At 59.6% G+C, this 16,777-nt stretch carries 11 protein-coding genes and 1 pseudogene; 1 reads left to right on the top strand and 11 read right to left on the bottom strand.

What is annotated here, in order from left to right:
- Window positions 1–2: 2 nt before the first annotated feature.
- Window positions 3–1,460 carry an NAD-dependent succinate-semialdehyde dehydrogenase gene (locus AB9K37_RS05495; RefSeq protein WP_369835927.1) on the bottom strand — a complete coding sequence of 486 codons (1,458 nt, stop codon included), beginning with the start codon at window positions 1,458–1,460 and terminating at the stop codon, window positions 3–5.
- Window positions 1,461–1,575: 115 nt separating this feature from the next.
- The gene (locus AB9K37_RS05500; RefSeq protein ID WP_369835928.1) at window positions 1,576–2,058 is read right to left on the bottom strand and encodes an Lrp/AsnC family transcriptional regulator; all 483 of its coding nucleotides are present in this window, start codon (window positions 2,056–2,058) and stop codon (window positions 1,576–1,578) included.
- Between the two features lie 287 nt (window positions 2,059–2,345).
- Between AB9K37_RS05500 and doeA the strand changes: the two genes are divergently transcribed.
- The gene (gene doeA, locus AB9K37_RS05505) at window positions 2,346–3,542 is read left to right on the top strand and encodes an ectoine hydrolase DoeA (RefSeq protein WP_369835929.1); all 1,197 of its coding nucleotides are present in this window, start codon (window positions 2,346–2,348) and stop codon (window positions 3,540–3,542) included.
- A 27-nt stretch (window positions 3,543–3,569) separates the two neighbouring features.
- Here the strand turns inward: doeA and AB9K37_RS05510 are convergent, their stop codons facing one another.
- The 9 genes and pseudogenes from AB9K37_RS05510 to AB9K37_RS05550 form a co-directional block, all read right to left on the bottom strand.
- Window positions 3,570–4,679: a serine protease gene (locus AB9K37_RS05510; protein WP_369835930.1), complete on the bottom strand. Its 1,110-nt coding sequence runs from the start codon at window positions 4,677–4,679 to the stop codon at window positions 3,570–3,572.
- A complete protein-coding gene (locus AB9K37_RS05515; protein WP_369835931.1) occupies window positions 4,676–6,856 on the bottom strand; it encodes a S8 family serine peptidase in 2,181 nt (726 codons plus the stop codon). Before AB9K37_RS05515 ends, AB9K37_RS05510 begins: the two co-directional genes overlap by 4 nt.
- Before the next feature lie 26 nt (window positions 6,857–6,882).
- Window positions 6,883–8,103 (bottom strand): pre-peptidase C-terminal domain-containing protein, encoded by a 1,221-nt coding sequence (locus AB9K37_RS05520; protein WP_369835932.1) that lies wholly within the window; start codon window positions 8,101–8,103, stop codon window positions 6,883–6,885.
- 30 nt (window positions 8,104–8,133) lie between these two features.
- Window positions 8,134–9,798, bottom strand: coding sequence for an amidohydrolase family protein (locus tag AB9K37_RS05525; RefSeq protein ID WP_369835933.1), 1,665 nt, complete (start codon window positions 9,796–9,798; stop codon window positions 8,134–8,136).
- A 69-nt stretch (window positions 9,799–9,867) separates the two neighbouring features.
- Window positions 9,868–11,673, bottom strand: a complete 1,806-nt coding sequence (locus AB9K37_RS05530) for a heme peroxidase family protein (RefSeq protein ID WP_369835934.1) — start codon at window positions 11,671–11,673, stop codon at window positions 9,868–9,870.
- Window positions 11,674–12,052: 379 nt separating this feature from the next.
- Window positions 12,053–13,339 (bottom strand): amidohydrolase family protein, encoded by a 1,287-nt coding sequence (locus AB9K37_RS05535; protein ID WP_369835935.1) that lies wholly within the window; start codon window positions 13,337–13,339, stop codon window positions 12,053–12,055.
- On the bottom strand, window positions 13,339–14,283 hold the full coding sequence (locus AB9K37_RS05540; protein ID WP_369835936.1) for an ABC transporter permease: 945 nt from the start codon (window positions 14,281–14,283) through the stop codon (window positions 13,339–13,341). Before AB9K37_RS05540 ends, AB9K37_RS05535 begins: the two co-directional genes overlap by 1 nt.
- On the bottom strand, window positions 14,283–15,332 hold the full coding sequence (locus tag AB9K37_RS05545; RefSeq protein ID WP_369835937.1) for an ABC transporter permease: 1,050 nt from the start codon (window positions 15,330–15,332) through the stop codon (window positions 14,283–14,285). The genes AB9K37_RS05540 and AB9K37_RS05545 overlap by 1 nt, the downstream gene beginning before the upstream one ends.
- Window positions 15,322–16,638, bottom strand: a pseudogene (locus tag AB9K37_RS05550) (ABC transporter ATP-binding protein); the annotation flags it as partial. The pseudogene AB9K37_RS05550 and the gene AB9K37_RS05545, both read right to left, overlap by 11 nt.
- Window positions 16,639–16,777: the final 139 nt, after the last annotated feature.

Below are 16,777 nucleotides of genomic sequence, written 5' to 3' on the forward strand. Positions count from 1 at the left end.
TGTCAGCCCCAATCGCGGCAGACGTATTTAATGTCAGTGAATGCTTCGAGGCCTTGGCGCGCACCTTCGCGCCCCAGACCGGATTGTTTGACCCCGCCAAAGGGAATCGGCGCGCCCGTTACCTTGGTCCGGTTGACCGCCACCATGCCGAATTGCAGGGCGCGGGTCAGGCGGTAGATGCGGCGCGGATCCAGACTGTGCACATAAGCGACCAGCCCGTATTCCGTGGCATTGGCGCGCTGGATCACCTCTTCTTCGGTGTCAAAGGCGGTGATTGGCGCGACGGGGCCAAAGTTCTCTTGGCTCATGATCGCGGCGGTGTCGGGCACATCGGCCAGCACCGTCGGCTGGAAAAACAGCGGGCCAAGGCTTTCGTCCACAGCGCCGCCGGTCAGCACTTTGGCGCCGTTGGCAAGTGCATCGGTGACTTGCTCGACCTGCTTCTGGATCGCCTTTTCGTTGATCAACGGTCCGATATCGGGGTCGTTCTGGCCGCTGCCCATGCTCAGCGCTTGGACCGCTTGGGTAAAGCGTGCACAAAACTCGGCGTAAACCTCGCGCTGCACGTAAATGCGGTTTGCCCCTAGGCAATCCTGCCCCGAAGTCGCGAACTTGGCTTTGACAGCTTCGGTGACTGCGCGGTCCAGATCAGCGTCGTCAAAGACAATGAACGGCGCGTGGCCGCCCAATTCCAGCACCAGACGTTTCACCGTATCTGCGGACTGGCGATAGAGCAGTTTGCCCACTTCGGTTGACCCAGTGAAAGACAGCGCCCGCACCCGCGCATCGGCAGTCCACTCGCCCACGATGGTGGCAGCATCGCCCACCACAGTGCTCATCACTCCCTCGGGGAAGCCTGCGCGGCGCGCCAATTCGGCCAGCGCCAGCGCCGACAGCGGCGTTTCGGCAGAAGGGTGGATGATGACCGTGCAGCCGGCTGCCAGCGCAGCAGCAGCCTTGCGGGTGATCATCGCACTCGGGAAGTTCCAAGGAGTGATCAGTGCAGCCACGCCTACGGGTTCGCGCCACAACTCCATCTCTGCGTCGGGCAGATGGCTGGTGACGCCCTCTATATTCGGGCGCAAGGCCTCTTCGGCATAGAACCGGACAAAGCTGGCGGCGTAGTCAATCTCGCCCCTCGCTTCGCTGATCGGCTTGCCCTGTTCGGCGACCATGATCTGGGCCAGATCCTCTTTGGCATCTAGGATCAGGTCGTGCCAACGGTGCAGCAGTGTAGCGCGATCTTGCGGCAGCATGCCCGCCCAATCGCCAAAAGCCTCATCGGCAGCCTCTACGGCAGCGCGGGCACCGGTGGCGTCGCTTAGAGCGACCTGCGCCACCAGATCTCCGGTGGCGGGGTCGCGGACGGCCAGCCGCCCCTGCCCTGCGAAATCTCCGTTCCCGCGCAGGAGGGCCGCGTCAGTAATCCATGGCGTCAAACGCTTCGACATCTCGGTCATGGCTGTGGTCTCCTTTCACCACGACCTTAGACCGCCCCAGAGAGAGGTTTTCGCTGTTCTGAGTAAAAACGGCAGAGAGGTTCTCTTTTCCCGCGGCCTTGGCCAGAGGAAATCTCTAGTCCCCGCGCAAGAGTCCCATAGCTGGCGGATCCGCTTTGATGGGCTTGGTTACGATATAGCTGTAGTAGCGGCGCACGCCCGCGCGGCTTTCCAGCAGACCGTCCATAAGCTCTTGGAAAGTGGCGACATCTGTCGTGACCAGCTGCATCAGATAGTCATAGCCGCCACCGATCGCCCAACAGCCCGTCACTGTGTCCATCCGGCCCACAGTGCGTTCGAACAGTTGAAAACTCTCTGCCTTGTGGCTTTCAAGCTCGACCGTGACAAAGACCTGCACGTGGGGCCCCAACGCCTCTAGGTCGATTTCGGCGCGGTAGCCGCGGATCAAGCCCGCCTTTTCCAGACGCTTCATCCGTTCCCAGCATGGCGTCGGCGACAGGTTCACCCGCGCCGCCAATTCGGTTTTGGCGATCCGGCCCTCTCGGCTGAGGGTGGCTAGAATGGCGATATCTCGGTCATCAAGGCGGGTGCGGTCCATGCACAGGTTGTTCCGCGAGGCGCAAGGATTTGTCAATCCAAGACATAATCTGTCCTTCCGTATCAGGTAACAGCGAAATTTCATCGCACCCACTTGCCGAGCGTTCATGAGATTGACAGGATCGCCCTATCGCATGACCGGCGGGCCGATTTGGTCCCGACCGAGACCAAGCCCGACCGCCTGACCCGATCAGGCAAGGCCACCTTGGGACACCTCTGGCGCGATGCCCCGCCCTGTCTTTGGCCCCGCCAATGTGCAGGTCGGCACGACTTGAACGAAAGGCCTACATGAACAAACTGCAACGAACACCAGAGCGGTACACCACCGAAGAGTACCGCGCGCGGCTGGTCAAAATCCGCGCCAAGATGGAAAAGCAAGGGCTCGATATGCTGATTATCAGCGACCCTTCGAACATGTCTTGGGTGTCTGGCTATGGGGGCTGGTCCTTCTATGTGCACCAGTGCGTTGTGATCGGGCCCACGGGTGATCCGGTCTGGTTTGGCCGCTCTCAGGACGCCCAAGGCGCCTATCGCACGGTTTGGGTCGGCCGCGACAACGTCATCGGCTATCCAGACCATTACGTGCAGTCGACGGAAATCCACCCAATGGAATACCTGTGCGACCGCCTGACCGATATGGGCTGGGATAAAGGCACCATCGGCGTCGAGATGGACAACTACTGGTTCTCGGCCCGCGCCTTCGAGCGTCTGCAAAACGGCCTGCCCAACGCGAAATTCAAGGACTCGACCGGCTTCATCAACTGGGAGCGCGCGGTCAAATCCGAGAAAGAGCTGGAATACATGCGCCAAGCCGCCCGCATCGTCGAGCGGATGCACCATCGCATCGCCGACAAGATTGAGGTCGGCGTGCGCAAGTGCGATCTGGTGGCGGAAATCTATGACGCAGGCCTGCGCTACGACGAATGGTACGGCCATGGCGGTGACTATCCCGCAATTGTGCCGCTGCTTCCCTCTGGCCCTGACGCCGCCGCCCCGCACCTGACGTGGGATGACCTGCCGATGAAAGAGAACGAAGGCACGTTCTTTGAAATCGCGGGCTGCTATCAGCGCTACCACGTGCCCCTGTCGCGGACGATCTTCCTGGGCAAACCGCCGCAAGAGATCATCGAAGCAGAAAAAGCCGTACTCGAGGGCATGGACGCGGGCCTTGAGGCCGCGCGGGCAGGCAACACCTGTCACGACGTGGCAGATGCGTTCTTCAAGTCATTGGAAAAGCGTGGAATTGTCAAAGACAACCGCTGTGGCTACTCTATCGGCCTGAGCTACCCGCCGGATTGGGGCGAGCGCACCATGTCCCTGCGCCGCGGCGACATGACCGAGTTGCAGCCTGGGATGACTTTCCATTTCATGACGGGCCTTTGGATGGAGACTTGGGGCTACGAGACCACAGAGTCCATCGCCATCACCGACGGCGCGCCCGAAGTCTTTTGTGATCTGCCGCGCAAAATGCTGGTCAAAAACTGATCTCTCTTGGGGTAGCGGGCACGCCCGCTACTCTCCTTTGTCCTCCGCAGCTGTATTCAGCCAGTCAGCGATCAGATCAAGGTGAACGGCCCGATTGCTGTCCCAAGCATCGCCGTCTTGAAATCCGAAATGATGCAGCCCCACCAGCCGCCCCTGCCTGTCAAAGACCGGTGCACCGGACGACCCGCCAGAGGTGTCGCAAGTGTGGGTGAAATCTGTCGCCTCCCCCCGTCCTGCCACGCGAAGCTCGCCCGCCGTGCAGTCAAGCATCGAGATTTGCTTGGGCTGCGAGCCGGAGTGCTGCACAACAACCATCGGCATTTCCGGCACGGTCTCCATAGGAAGGATTTCAACCAGTCCGTAGGCGTCGTCCATGGGCCGATCCAGCGTCACGACACTGACATCTAGGGCGGGGTTCATCCGCAACAAATCTACCCCTGCGCAGGTGGCTTGAGCCCCGATCCCAAGCCGCCCGGTCTGATCATATTCGTAGCCAAACACCGCCGTCATGCTCGCACAGGTTTCTTGATCACGAATGCAGTGCTCGTTGGTCATGAGCTGATCCGACCCGATCAAGAAGCCAGAACAGGTCCGTGCAAACCCGCCCTCTACAAACGAAAGCAGCGCGACGGGAGGGCCCAGAGCCTGAAATTCCTCAGGCACCTCTGGGTTGTTGATCGGAGTCAGCTGGTTTTCCCCATAGGTCGAATACCGCGCGATCTTGGTGCTTTGGATAGCAATGCTCTCGATTACCAGTGCGGCGGTATCAGGAAGCCTGCTGTCTGAAACCAGTGCGAGCCGCGCCCGACCAAATGGCAGTAGCGGTGTCCATTGACCCGCCTCGGGGATCGCCGCCAAGCCGACTTCAAGGCTTTGATCCATCGCGCCGAAAATGACCAATCGGGCATCGTCCGGGAAAGACGCCCCTTCGGTGCGCAGCAGCAGCCGGATGTAGTCCGCCCCTGCCAGACTAATCTCGTCCGACCAGACCGCGCCGCGATCGCCCAACCATTGGCTTTTGTCGATCCAGATTTTCCGCTCTTCGATCTGCCCATCGACAAACGCCTCGAGCACCGGCACATCCTGAGCGGTTGCCGAACCTGCACCGCACAACAATAGGGCCCAGAGCCGTCTCATTCGTCGAACAGCGGGCTGGTATAATCGCGAATATCGCGAAATTCGAAGGTCACTTCTTCTGAGCGGTCCTGCGCGTCCCGCGTCAGGACTGTGATTTCAGCCGAGAGCGTTCGTACGAGGCAAGATGGGTCGCGTTCAAGCGCTCCGTAGCGTCCGCCCAACGCGCCGCCGGTGTGCTTGAAGATAAAGTGGCGTTTCTTTGCATCGTTCCAGCCCAACCTGCGGACGTTGTACCAGTTCTGGTAGCCTTGATCGGCGTGTGGACTTTTGCAGACAAAGCCTGCGGGTGCCTCAATCACTTGCCCCGTGATTGTCCGCCCGTCAAAAAGTTCAAACTGAGCCTCGTGAAGGTGGATCGCCCGCGAAACATTGAGCCGCCCGTCCCGCAGTGCCCCCGCCAACTGGGGAAAGAAGTCTGCCGTGTAGCTGAGCCTGTCCTTTACGATCTTCGGAGAAAGCTGCCCCCCGCCCTCGCCAAGTTCGTCGCCATAAATAAATTCGCCAGATGCGAAGATCAACGAGGCCACAGCCGACACTTGCGGCGCGGCAAAAGAGGTGCCCTTTTGCACTGCGAACCGGTTTCCTGTCACAGTCGTCAAAATGTTCACCGCAGGTGCACCGATATCAAAACGCGGACTACGGTTGGACCCAGCAGTCTGACTGCTCCAGACGTTCTGGCCATCCAATCCCACCACGGTGATCACGTTGTCCAGATCATTCATACAGGCGGGCAGGATTGGGCAGTTCTCTTTTGTCATCTCGCGGTTCTCATTCCCCGCGGCGGCAACGATCAACATACGGCTGCCGTGAATGGCCAAAGCTGCTCTGACTTCTTCGCGACCCGTGAATTTTGGCTGCATCCCGAAGCTCAGGTTCGCGACCCGCGCGTCCTTTGGGATGCCGATCAAAAGTTGCTCTATCAGAGCGAAAATACCTTGGTCCGCTGGTACATTCCGGTCCAGCCCCAACATCCAGAGCCGCGCATTTGGATTGATCCCAAGTGTCCCGAGTTGGTTGGCTGGCGCCGCAATCACCCCCGCAACGGCCGCCGCATGATCCGCATCCGACAATGCCGCAGGATCAAGCTGGTCGCAGGTTTCATCAGGGCCCATTTCGGCGCGGGGGATAACATCCCCGTCCGGCTTCAAAAGATCTGGCAGATCGCAATGTCCCATCGACAATGGCGCGTCGATCACCACGACATCCACCGGACGCTGGAAGCTGTGCCCCAGATCTTTGCGTTTGGCGAAGGGGTGATGAATGACTTCGAACATGTCAATCTGCTCTTCCATCAAGGGCTCGTCCCCAGACCATTTCAGGTCTACAGAGCCTAAGGGGCGCAGGTTATTGCGCACCCCTTGCAGGGTTAAATCCGCGGGCGACTGCTTTAGCAGATTGGAGTTCCAGCTCGGCGAAAAGTTGGACGCAGGCGCAAAGGTTTTCTCTGTGGTCTGCGCTGCGCTGGCCTCTGCGACTGGCGCATCCTGCTCTTCGCGCAGGTTCATCAAACTGCTCAGAAGCTCCGAGGACTCGTCCGGCTGGAGCCATAAATTCGTCTCGTATTGCTGACGGGGAATGGTGATCGTTGCCCCTGCATTTACGGACTTCAGAAGACGCGGGTTAAAAGTTGCGACGAGCTCTTTGCAACTCATCTTCCATGCTGAACAATCAAGGCCGGGTTCGGGCGAGTAGCTACTCACGCTCCACCCCTCCGGGGCCGGAACACGGACCAATGTGGTGACAGGTCGAAAGGAATAGTCCGGGATTTTCACCACATCATCTGCACTCAGCCGCCAGTTTCCACGACTTGGTGCAAACCCGCCCACATGCTCCACAGCGTTGGACAGCTGCTTGTCTGATACCGGTGTGCGCGTCCTACGGCAAAGCCCCGGATTGATGTCGCACATCATCGCATCAAGGGATTCAGGAAAGTGCGCCCCGTGCATCACACCTTGGTTTCTCAGCAGAACTTCGACAAACGGAGGGGCGCCGATGACCTCTTCGCGCAGGGTCAGATTTCCTGAATTATACAGCGTCAGAAAGAGCTGCTCGATCTCGATCGCCAGCGCGGCATCATTGTTTGCTCGTGACCGCCAGACCACTGCGGTCTCTGGCACCATCGCCGGTGCAGCGCCCGCCAGTCCGAGGAAAAGAGCGAGCGCGGATTTCAAGCCCATGACATGTCCTTTCTCTGCTGGTTCGTTCAGGGACGCGGTGTGTCGATAACGACATTGAACGTCGCGGCCTCGTAGCCATGCACCGCGACCGAAACGAGTGTTTTGCCCTTTGGCACGTCAAATGCGCAGACCTCGTCCGCGCCCGCATTGTAGGGACGGCAATCGTAGCTAGAGACCAACGCAGCCCCATCGAACTTTACGTAGAGATCCGGATCACCAGTTCCGGTCATTTCCGCCCGAAAGGGCTCTCCTTCCATCACGGGCCCCTGCCAGACCATCTGCAAAGCGCCTTGGGCAAGGTCAAACGGTCCAAACTCCTGCAAGCTCGCGACTTGATCGGGCGGTGAGCAGACCGCTGCGTCGATCTGGAAGCCATCGGCCGGCCCAAAAAGGCAGGCGACCCCGTTCTTGTCCTGATCTGTCAGGGTCAGAGACCAATCCCCAAGCCCGTTGCACTGCGGGTAATGCATTACCGAGAACGCATCATAGTCCGTCACGCCACGCCAATCGCTGTCCTCGAAACATGCCCCTGCATCAGGGCGGGTGTGTTCGTGACGCCCGCCAAGCACATGCCCCAGTTCGTGGCGCAGAACGCCGCGCAGGGTCAGGTTGTCATTGGGATCGAGCGCAAAGGACGATGGATCAATCACTACGCTACGATCACTGCGGGGATCGTTCGGGAAAAAGGCTGCGGCCAGAAATTCCCCGCCCGCATCGACCGGCCTGACATCGAACAGAACGTTGCTATTGGTTTGCGTGCAATTGCCGTCTTCTTCGGGCAAGTAGATAAAATCCAGATCGGCCACAGCCTCCCACGAGGCAGCCGCAGCAAGCATGTCTCCGACAACCAGCGGATGGCGCGGCCCAAAGTCATCGCTGACGCAAAAGGTCAGGGCTTTCCGCGTATTGGCATCCCAGATCTGATCAAGGCCGCCGACATTCAGAACCGTGAATTCCGGCACGGCACCTTCGGAGGCTTGCGGCAAAGTGCGGACGTTCTGCATCCAGAACTCGCGCAATAGCTTCTCGTTGCGTATGGGCGTGTCCCCGTTGACATAGAACTTTCCCGTTTCGGGCAGGTACAGGGTCTGGTCCCGAAAGCTCTCGAAATTCATCGTTGCGCGTGACGTACGCGCAGCGTCTGCTAGGGCCGCCAGTGCCTCTTGCCCTTCTTCGGGGCTCAGGGATTGTGCGCCGGCCGGTCCGGCAAGAGTGGCCAAAAGAAGTACAGTCCCATGGGTTTTCATGTCTCTCGTCCTCTTGCTGGCTGGTGTGGGTCAGGTGAAGACCGACTGGTACACAGGGTGATCGGCATAAGCCTTTTGCAGCCTGTCGCGGGGCGGCCCTGAATGATCAAGCCCGAGGTATCGCGCCGCATTCCCCCCCATGACACGCTGTATCTGCGTGTCTGTCAGAGAGAGTTGCTCGAGAACGCCAAGAACCTTGGCAAGGTATTCGGGATGCGAGGGTTCTTTGCCGATCATGGACCAATCAGATCCGTACATCATCCGGTTCACCATCTCTGGATGGCGCTCCAGCAGATCAGAGGTCAGCGTCAACACGCGCTCTTGCGAGGCCGCATCCCCTTCGGTCACTTCATTCCAATAGCCCAAATCAAAATAGACATTGGGAAATTCCTCGACCATCTCGACCAGGGTCTCTTCCCAGTTCCCGCCAGAAGTGAACGCACGGGTGGTATCTGTCTCGTCAAAGCCGCCGAAATGGGCAAGGTTCAGGCGCAGATCGGTGAAGCGCTGATCTCGCATTAAAACTTGCCAGCCAGCCGGATCGGCAAAGCGCCCCGTGTCCGGGCCAGCGGCAATCGAATTGGTGGCGTGGGCTTTGATCGCGACCTCGTTCTCGACACACCAGCCAAACAGATCGTCCAGCTCGCGGTCCAACGCCGCGCCACCTTTGACAGGCTTGCGCGGCACCCAACTTAGATCGCTGTCATTGCCGACGGGCCGAAACCCCATCGGTGGATAGAGTTTCACCCCCAGAAAACCACGTTCCAGCACAGCGTGTTTGACATTGCGCAGCGGATCGATCTCGGGGTCGTCCTCGCGTTCGAGCGCAGCCCGCAACGGGCAGAACGGAGCAAAGGGCAGGATCAGCGCCTCTTCATAGACCTGCGTAATCCGAGCGACCACTTCGATCTGGTCTTCGATCGGGGTCACACTCTCTTCGGTAAAAAACCAAGCTCCGAAATCCACGAGCGACGGAGAGAAAATCCTGATCCCCCCTTCTTGGCCGTACAGTCGGTCCAACTCGGCCAGAATATCGAGACGACTGCGCGTGAGCAGACCCGCCCAACGTATGGTTTGCATGAGCGACGAGCGGTGGACATATTCTCTTTCTTGGCCTCTGCTCAGCGACTTTGCCTCTGTGTTCGTCTCTTTCGCATAGATGCGAGAGGCCAGAAGCGTGGTTTGCGCTCGCTGGGTCTGAAGCCCTTTTCGCGTGGGCGTCGCGCCGACCTCGGCGGCGATCCTGTCCAAAATAGCTTCTTCGGCAAATTGTGATGTCCGCAGCCCAGCTGTCGCCTGCCCCGTTGAACGCGAGAAGCGTTCCAAAGCCTCTGCGACCTTGGCCTCGTCCTGCGCCTCCACTGCATCACGGGACATAGGCGCCCTGCCCTTTTCTAGCGCGGCCAACTCTTCGGCGGCTGTCGGGGTTTTGGCCAAAAGGATCGCCTTGAGCAGTTTCAAAAATGCATCCGACCGCATCTGTGGGTCCACGGCCGCATGGGCATCCCGAAGCTGGGTCTGCTGCAAGAAACCGACGATGGGCACATCGCGGCCGTTAAAGAAATGCGTGTGGATGTCGATGGCTGTGCGCGAGACCTCGGGCTGGAAGAAACGCCTCCATTGACCGCAACCAGACAGAGCTATTGCTGAAATCGACCCCATGAGTGTGGTCAGAAAAGTGCGTCGTGTGACCATCTGATCTCCTTCGGGTCAGGTGAATAAGGGAGGCCGGCACCGATGGCGGACGGTACCGGCCCACGGCGGTCAACCCTCTAGAACCAAAGCGAATTTCATCCACTTTTCCAAAGAGTCGACCGGCGTTCCGTCAGGCATACGCAACGGGCTGTGCGCAGGCTCGAATTCAGTAGAGAGGGCAGAGTCAGGATCGGATAGCAGCGTGCCAACAAATGTGCTCGCGACAATCCAGCTGCCGACCTCGCCCAAGTGATCGCCGCCCGCGGCTTCGGCCTCTGCCAGCAGGTAAAACCAGAGCGGCGTGCGTTCGTGCAGCTTGGCCTGACTGCACCGCATGAATTCCGAGAGATCCGGCTTACTGTCTAAAATTGCGCTCACATCGCTGATCGGGTCAGAGGTAACTGCGCCAATAGACTTGAGATGCGCGTGCAGCGCCTGCCCCGTGGGCAAACGCAAGCTAAGTCCCCGCCGCAAGTTGCGTTTGGCCAGATGCTTGAACAGGGCTTTTACGTCCGCATTCGTCTCTTCGTTGGCCTCGTTCGACATGCTGCCCAAGGGCGGCGCGATCATCGTGTCAATCCGGCGTGCGACCCGCGCGGGGCCACCGTCCGACGCATCCCCGTCCGCAGTCAGGAACCGGGTCCAGTCGATGATCCAGTTGTCCGGCAGAGTCGGTGCGCCTGCGAATCCGCCACCGGCCGTAAACAAGAACATCAACTGGAAAGGCGCCGTACCACTAGGTCGTCCGAAGATCCGGTTGTAATCGTAGATATCCCGCACCATCGAATGGCCGAACCGATAGGCCGCGACCGAAAATTCCAACGGGATCGCATCCCCCAATGTTTTCTCGGTTTGACGTGCCTCAGTGCCGTAGTAGTCGCGCCGGAATTCAAAGAAATGCTTGGCTTTATCCGCAAGCACACGCTGCAGAACTGTCTCGTCGCACATCCCTTTGAGGTAGCCGTTCACGATAAGCCATTGATAGTGCAGCTTGGTCAGGGCCTGCGCCGAATGGAAATCCGCAATCCAGCCTGTGTCATTGGCCTCCAGAAAGTCGACGGTACGATTGTGGAACCGCAAAAAGCTGACATGGAACTGCGCCACAATGAGGTTTTCATCATTGCGCATGTCGCCAATCAAAGCGCGCCGGTCCAGAGTCTCTTCGAACTTCTCGCGCCCCTCAGCGCCTAGGCGCGATTCAATGATCGACAGAAAGGCCTCTTTTACCTCTGGCTCGACCTGACCAAAGCGCGGCAGATCGCGCACCGCGTCTAGACCATCGGGCCGTTGCGCACCACCATCCACCAGGGTACAGGTCCCCACCCGCATTTTGGCAGGGATCGCGGGATGGCGCATACCAGAGATGACTTTGGCAACATTTGCTTTGGTTTCTTCATCAGCCGCATTCTCTAGGCCAATCGGGAAGCCACCATAAACGCTATCCAGATCGAAGCGCGGACTCCGCGCGTTCTTGAGGTCATTTTCGATCTCTTCCGATGTTTTGATCGGCTCAGGCGCGTCGATCTTGGAGATCTCGGTCTCGCGGTCTGTTCGTGCGGTCAGTTCGTGATCCAGAAACTGCCCCCAGTAGGTCATCACGGCGGGCATGCCGGAGTCCGGTTGCGGCAGTCCCGACCCCTCAGCATGTTCGAGGACCATCTTGTCGCCAAGCATGTCCAACTCTGCCAAAGCATCGTTTGCAATAAAATCTTCGGGAGATGCGGATGTGTAAGGGAAAATGAACCCGAAATCCGCGGCCTCGTCGACGGCGACATCGCCTGTGTCTGGGACTAGGGCGTCTCGCCTCAGTGCCGTTTTCGTTTTGGTCGTTTGCTGTCGATCATTCCCGCTGTGGGACTGGAAAAATAGCGCCATAGCTCTACTCCTGGCTGCAACAAAACTACACTTTCAAAGGAATTTAGGAAATTTATAGCACGCGCGATCACACCAATACACAACCACAACGAAACTAAATTCACAAGAAAGCGCATTAAAAACTTGAGCTTTTGGATTTACTTTGGCTTCTCAACCAGTTAACGCACGCAACTTTTTGAAGAAATCTACCCGATTATATGCCGGGGCGTTGCATACCTGCGGTCACCGCGCGGTTGTGCCCTGCGCGCACGTCCTATCGGGCGACGAAGTGCATCGGGACATGTCTTGGCGTCGGGGCGCCAAAAGAATCAAATTCTATTGGCTCTGCGCTAATGCGCAGTCCTTGAGTTTGCTCAATTTGATAGTTTTAGGGCGCCTTTCACCCGGTCGATCGCATGGGCGCACGCCGGCGCACACTGTCGGGTCGCCCCGAAAGGCTTAGCGCTGAGTCGCCTCTGGCGCAGCGAGAAATCACCTTTCCTTTGGACACCACAGCCAACCGCGCAGGTCGCAAGCGCAGCGCATCCACAGGCCCCGCCGCATCCAGCACCACCAGCGAAGCCAGCGCGCCCTTGCGCAGACCGAAATCAGAGAGCCCCATGATCTGCGCATTCGTTTCGGTAACCATGGTAAAGCAGCGCGCCATTTCGGCCGGATGGGTCATCTGCGCTACGTGCATTCCCATGAAGGCCACATCCAGCATGTCCGCTGTTCCCAGCGAATACCAAGGGTCCAGAACGCAGTCCTGCCCCCATCCCACGGTGATCCCTGCGGCCTGCATCTCCTTGACCCGCGTCAGGCCACGGCGTTTGGGGTAGCTGTCATGGCGCCCTTGCAGCACGATGTTGATCAAAGGGTTCGGGATCGCCGCAATCTCTGCCTCCGCAATCAACGGCAGCAGTTTCGACACATAGTAGTTGTCCATCGAATGCATCGAAGTCAGGTGCGATCCGGCCACCCGGCCCTGCAGGCCCAGTCTCTGGGTTTCATAGGCCAATGTCTCGATATGGCGGCTGAGCGGGTCATCGGTTTCGTCGCAATGGATATCCACGCGCAAGCCTCGATCCGCTGCGATCTGGCACAGGTCGATTAAGCTGTCCGCCCCCGCCTGCATCGTCCGCTCGAAATGGGGGATGCCGCCGACAATCTCGATCCCCATATCCAGCGCGCGGATCAGGTTCTCGCGCCCATTCGGCGCGCGGTATAGGCCATCCTGCGGAAAGGCGACCAGTTGCAGATCAATGTAATCTTTGACCTTTTCGCGCACTTCCAACATGGCGGTGGCCGTGTTCAGGTGATCCGCCGTCGTATCCACATGGCTGCGAATGGCAAGCAGCCCCATCGAGGCCGCCCAATCGCAGTAGGTCAGCGCGCGCTCGACCATTTCGTCCACCGTCGCGATGTCCCGCAACTCGCCCCACAGAGAAATCCCCTCTAGCAGTGTGCCAGAGGCGTTCACCCGCGGCAGTCCATAGCTGAGCGTTGCGTCCAGATGGAAATGCGGATCGCAGAACGGCGGGGAAACCAGATCACCGGTGGCATCAATGACCTCGGCGGCTTCGCCCTCGATCACAGGGGCGATATCGGCAATCCGGTCGCCCTTGATCGCAATATCCATGACAGAGCCGTCGGGCAGCGTGCCGCCCTTGACCAAAAGATCGAACATCATCGTGTTCCTTTATTGAATGGGACCATCAAGGCCGCGGGCACCTGTGCGCTGCGCGACATCAGAACCAGCGCCAGAATGGACAGCACATAGGGCATCATCAAGAAGATCTGATAGGGAATAACTGTCCCCAATCCAGTTTGCTGCACGCGGATTTGCAGCGCGTCAAAGGCGGCAAAAAGGATCGCACCCAGCAGCGCCTTGCCCGGTCGCCATGCCCCGAACACCACCAGCGCGATACAGATCCAGCCGCGCCCGCCGACCATATCGAAAAAGAAGCTGTCGAATGCGGACATGGTCAGGAACGCCCCGCCGACGGCCATCAAGCCACTGCCGACGATCACCGCGCCCATGCGGATGGCGGTGACGGACAGACCTTGGGCCGCGACGGCAGATGGATTCTCGCCTGCGGCGCGCACAGCCAGCCCAAGGGGCGTGCGGAACAGCACAAAAGCCGTCAGGGCCGCCGCAACAAACGCCGCATAGGTCAATGGCGTCTGGGAAAAGAGCGCAGGCCCCACCAGCGGAATTTCCGACAAGAGCGGGATTTCGAACGGCTGGAACGCCTCGATTTTCGGGGGAGACGAGACTTCGGGCAGAACTACGCGGTAGGTGTAGAATGTGACCGACGTTGCCAAGAGCGTGATCCCCACGCCGACCACGTGTTGGGACAGCCCGAACGGCACGGACAGCACCGAATGCAGCAGGCCGAACGCCATCCCAACGAACATCGCGACCGCAACCCCGCCCCACAGGGGCAGACCAGCCCAAACCGAAATCCATCCGGCAAAGGCACCCGCGACCATGATCCCCTCGATCCCGAGGTTCAGCACACCTGCCCGCTCGCAAATCAGCTCGCCGATGGTGGCAAAGATCAGCGGGCTGGCGATACGGATCGCCGCCGCCCAAAAGGACGCCGAGAGCAGGATATCAAGCAGCTCCATTAGTCCCTCCTGACGCGGAATTTGGTGAACAGGATCGCCAGAACCATGAGCAGCAGCGCCGAGGCCAGCATGATGTCCGCCAGATAGGTCGGCACACCGATAGCGCGGCTCATGCTGTCTGCACCGACGAAAATGATCGCCACGAACAGCGCCGCCGCCACGACCCCGAGCGGATTCAGCAGCGCCAGCATCGCGACCACGATGCCGGTGTATCCAAAGCCCGGAGACAGATCGAGCGTCAGCGATCCTTTGAGGCCAGCGACTTCGGAAAAGCCCCCCAACGCTGCCAGACCGCCAGACAGCAGCGCCGTTTTCAGGATGACTTTGGTGACCGGAATGCCCGCAAAGCGCGCCGCTTCGGGGTTCTGGCCGACAGCGCGCATCTCGAACCCGAGTGTCGTTTTTCGGTCAATCACCCAGACCGCCACCGCGCAGATCAAAGCCAGCGCAAACCCCCAGTGAAGGCGCAGGCCCTCGACGATACGGGGCAAACGGGCCTCGGGGATCAGTCGGGCGGATTTGGGCCAGCCCATGCCCATCGGGTCCTTCAGCGGACCTTCGAGCAGGTAGGAGACAAACAGCAGAAAGATGAAGTTGAAGAGCAGTGTGGTGACGACTTCGTCCACGCCGAAACGGGTTTTCAGCATAGCCGGGATCAGCAGCACGATGGCGCCCGCAAACGCCGCGCCAATCGCCAGTGTCGGCAACAGGACGGGCGCAGGCCATGCCAAGGCGCCTGTCCCCAAAACCACGGTGATCACTGCCCCCGCATAAAGCTGCGCCTCGGCCCCGATGTTCCACAGTTTGGCGCGGAAGGCGACCGCCACGGCGAGGCCAGTGAAAATCAGCGGCGTCGCACGGTTCAGGGTTTCAAGCAGCGCAAATTTAGAGCCCAAAGCCCCTTTGAAAATCAGGCCGAAGACCGCAAACGGGTTGCCACCGGCGATTTGCGCTAATAGCGCGGCGATAACAAAAGACGCCACGATGGCCAGCATTGGCGGAACGATCCGGCGGCTGACGCTCGGCTGAGAAATCGCTTCAAGACGCATGGGCAAACCTTTGTCCTGCCATCCATTTCCCCAGTTCGGCAACCGTCAGGGCGCCGGGTGGGAACGCAGGGCTCAGCCGCCCTTCGGAGATCACATGGATTTTGTCCGACAGCTTCATGATCTCGTCCAGATCTTCGGAGATCAGTAGGATGGCTGATCCGCTTTCGCGCGCAGCGGCGAGCCGCGCATGGACATAGTTCACCGCCCCGATATCGAGGCCTCGCACAGGCTGGTTCGCCACGATGATCTGCGGGTTTTCCTCTAGCACGCGGCCAAGGATCAGCTTCTGCATGTTGCCCCCAGACAAGAGCCGGATGCGCGTATCAGGGCCCGGACAGCGGACGTCGTAGGTCTGGATCAAGTGTTCAGTGTGGCGACGCGCTTTGGCCCAGTCCATCCATCCGGCGCGGGCGAAATCAGTCTGGTAGGTCTCTAGGATCGCGTTCTCGGTCAGGTCAAAATCAGCGATTGTGCCGGTCTTGTGCCGATCTTCGGGGATACGGCCGACACCGTGGGCGATGGCCGTACGCGCGTCCCATTGCGCAGGTGTTTGGCCTGCGATCTGCATCTCGCCCGACTGCAAGCTCAGGACTCCACTGATCAGGTCCGACAAAGCCCCCTGCCCGTTGCCAGACACACCAGCAATGCCGGTGATCTGCCCTGCATTCAGCGACAAGTTCACCTCCTGCAAGACCCCGGCAGAGGCTTTGGACAATGTGAGCAGCGCGGGGCCGGCGGGCATGGCGGGCACATCTGGCGCGCGCACCTCGCCGCCGACCATGATGCTGGCCAGTTCTTCGGCGCTGGTATCGCCAATCCCGCGCTCGGCCACCAGACGCCCGTGGCGCAGGACCAAGACACGGTGGGTAATCGCCATGACCTCGTGCAGCTTGTGAGAGATAAAGACGATGGACAGCCCCATGCTGATTGCCTCTCGCAGGGTCGCGAACAGGGCGTCGGTTTCTTGGGGCGTCAGAACGGCGGTCGGCTCGTCTAGGATCAGCACCTTTGCCTCGCGGTAGAGAGCCTTGAGGATTTCGACCCTCTGCCGTTCACCAACGGTCAGCGCACCGACGCGGGCGTCGGGATCTACCGTCAGATGAAATCGCGCGGACAGATCGCGGATTTTGTCTTTGACCCGCGCGGGACGCAGGCTGAATGTCCCCAGTCCTTGCGTGCCAAGGGCAATGTTCTCCCAAACGGTCAGATTATCGGCCAGCGTGAAGTGTTGGTGCACCATCCCCACGCCTGCATCTAGGGCCGCACGCGGAGCGCCTGCGGGCAAAGGTTTCCCAAACGCCTCGACCTGTCAACGGCGGAGTAAAATTCGGCCATTGTGGCGGAGCAAAAGTCGGCCAGTTTGGGGCGAGCGCCTTGGAGCGTGCGGCCCTCATATAGCAAGCCCGGTCCAAGGCGCATTGGCCGTCAGGCCAATTCTGTGAGGT

The sequence above is a fragment of the Donghicola sp. XS_ASV15 genome (genome assembly GCF_041224595.1).
In the GTDB taxonomy this organism is placed as follows: domain Bacteria; phylum Pseudomonadota; class Alphaproteobacteria; order Rhodobacterales; family Rhodobacteraceae; genus Donghicola.

Excerpts from the sequence above, each read along its gene's own strand:
- AB9K37_RS05520 (WP_369835932.1), bottom strand. The coding sequence starts at position 8,103 with ATGAAAACCCATGGGACTGTACTTCTTTTGGCCACTCTTGCCGGACCG.
- AB9K37_RS05500 (WP_369835928.1), bottom strand. The coding sequence starts at position 2,058 with ATGGACCGCACCCGCCTTGATGACCGAGATATCGCCATTCTAGCCACC.
- AB9K37_RS05525 (WP_369835933.1), bottom strand. The coding sequence starts at position 9,798 with ATGGTCACACGACGCACTTTTCTGACCACACTCATGGGGTCGATTTCA.
- AB9K37_RS05530 (WP_369835934.1), bottom strand. The coding sequence starts at position 11,673 with ATGGCGCTATTTTTCCAGTCCCACAGCGGGAATGATCGACAGCAAACG.
- AB9K37_RS05535 (WP_369835935.1), bottom strand. The coding sequence starts at position 13,339 with ATGTTCGATCTTTTGGTCAAGGGCGGCACGCTGCCCGACGGCTCTGTC.
- AB9K37_RS05495 (WP_369835927.1), bottom strand. The coding sequence starts at position 1,460 with ATGACCGAGATGTCGAAGCGTTTGACGCCATGGATTACTGACGCGGCC.
- AB9K37_RS05515 (WP_369835931.1), bottom strand. The coding sequence starts at position 6,856 with ATGGGCTTGAAATCCGCGCTCGCTCTTTTCCTCGGACTGGCGGGCGCT.
- doeA (WP_369835929.1), top strand. The coding sequence starts at position 2,346 with ATGAACAAACTGCAACGAACACCAGAGCGGTACACCACCGAAGAGTAC.
- AB9K37_RS05540 (WP_369835936.1), bottom strand. The coding sequence starts at position 14,283 with ATGGAGCTGCTTGATATCCTGCTCTCGGCGTCCTTTTGGGCGGCGGCG.
- AB9K37_RS05510 (WP_369835930.1), bottom strand. The coding sequence starts at position 4,679 with ATGAGACGGCTCTGGGCCCTATTGTTGTGCGGTGCAGGTTCGGCAACC.
- AB9K37_RS05545 (WP_369835937.1), bottom strand. The coding sequence starts at position 15,332 with ATGCGTCTTGAAGCGATTTCTCAGCCGAGCGTCAGCCGCCGGATCGTT.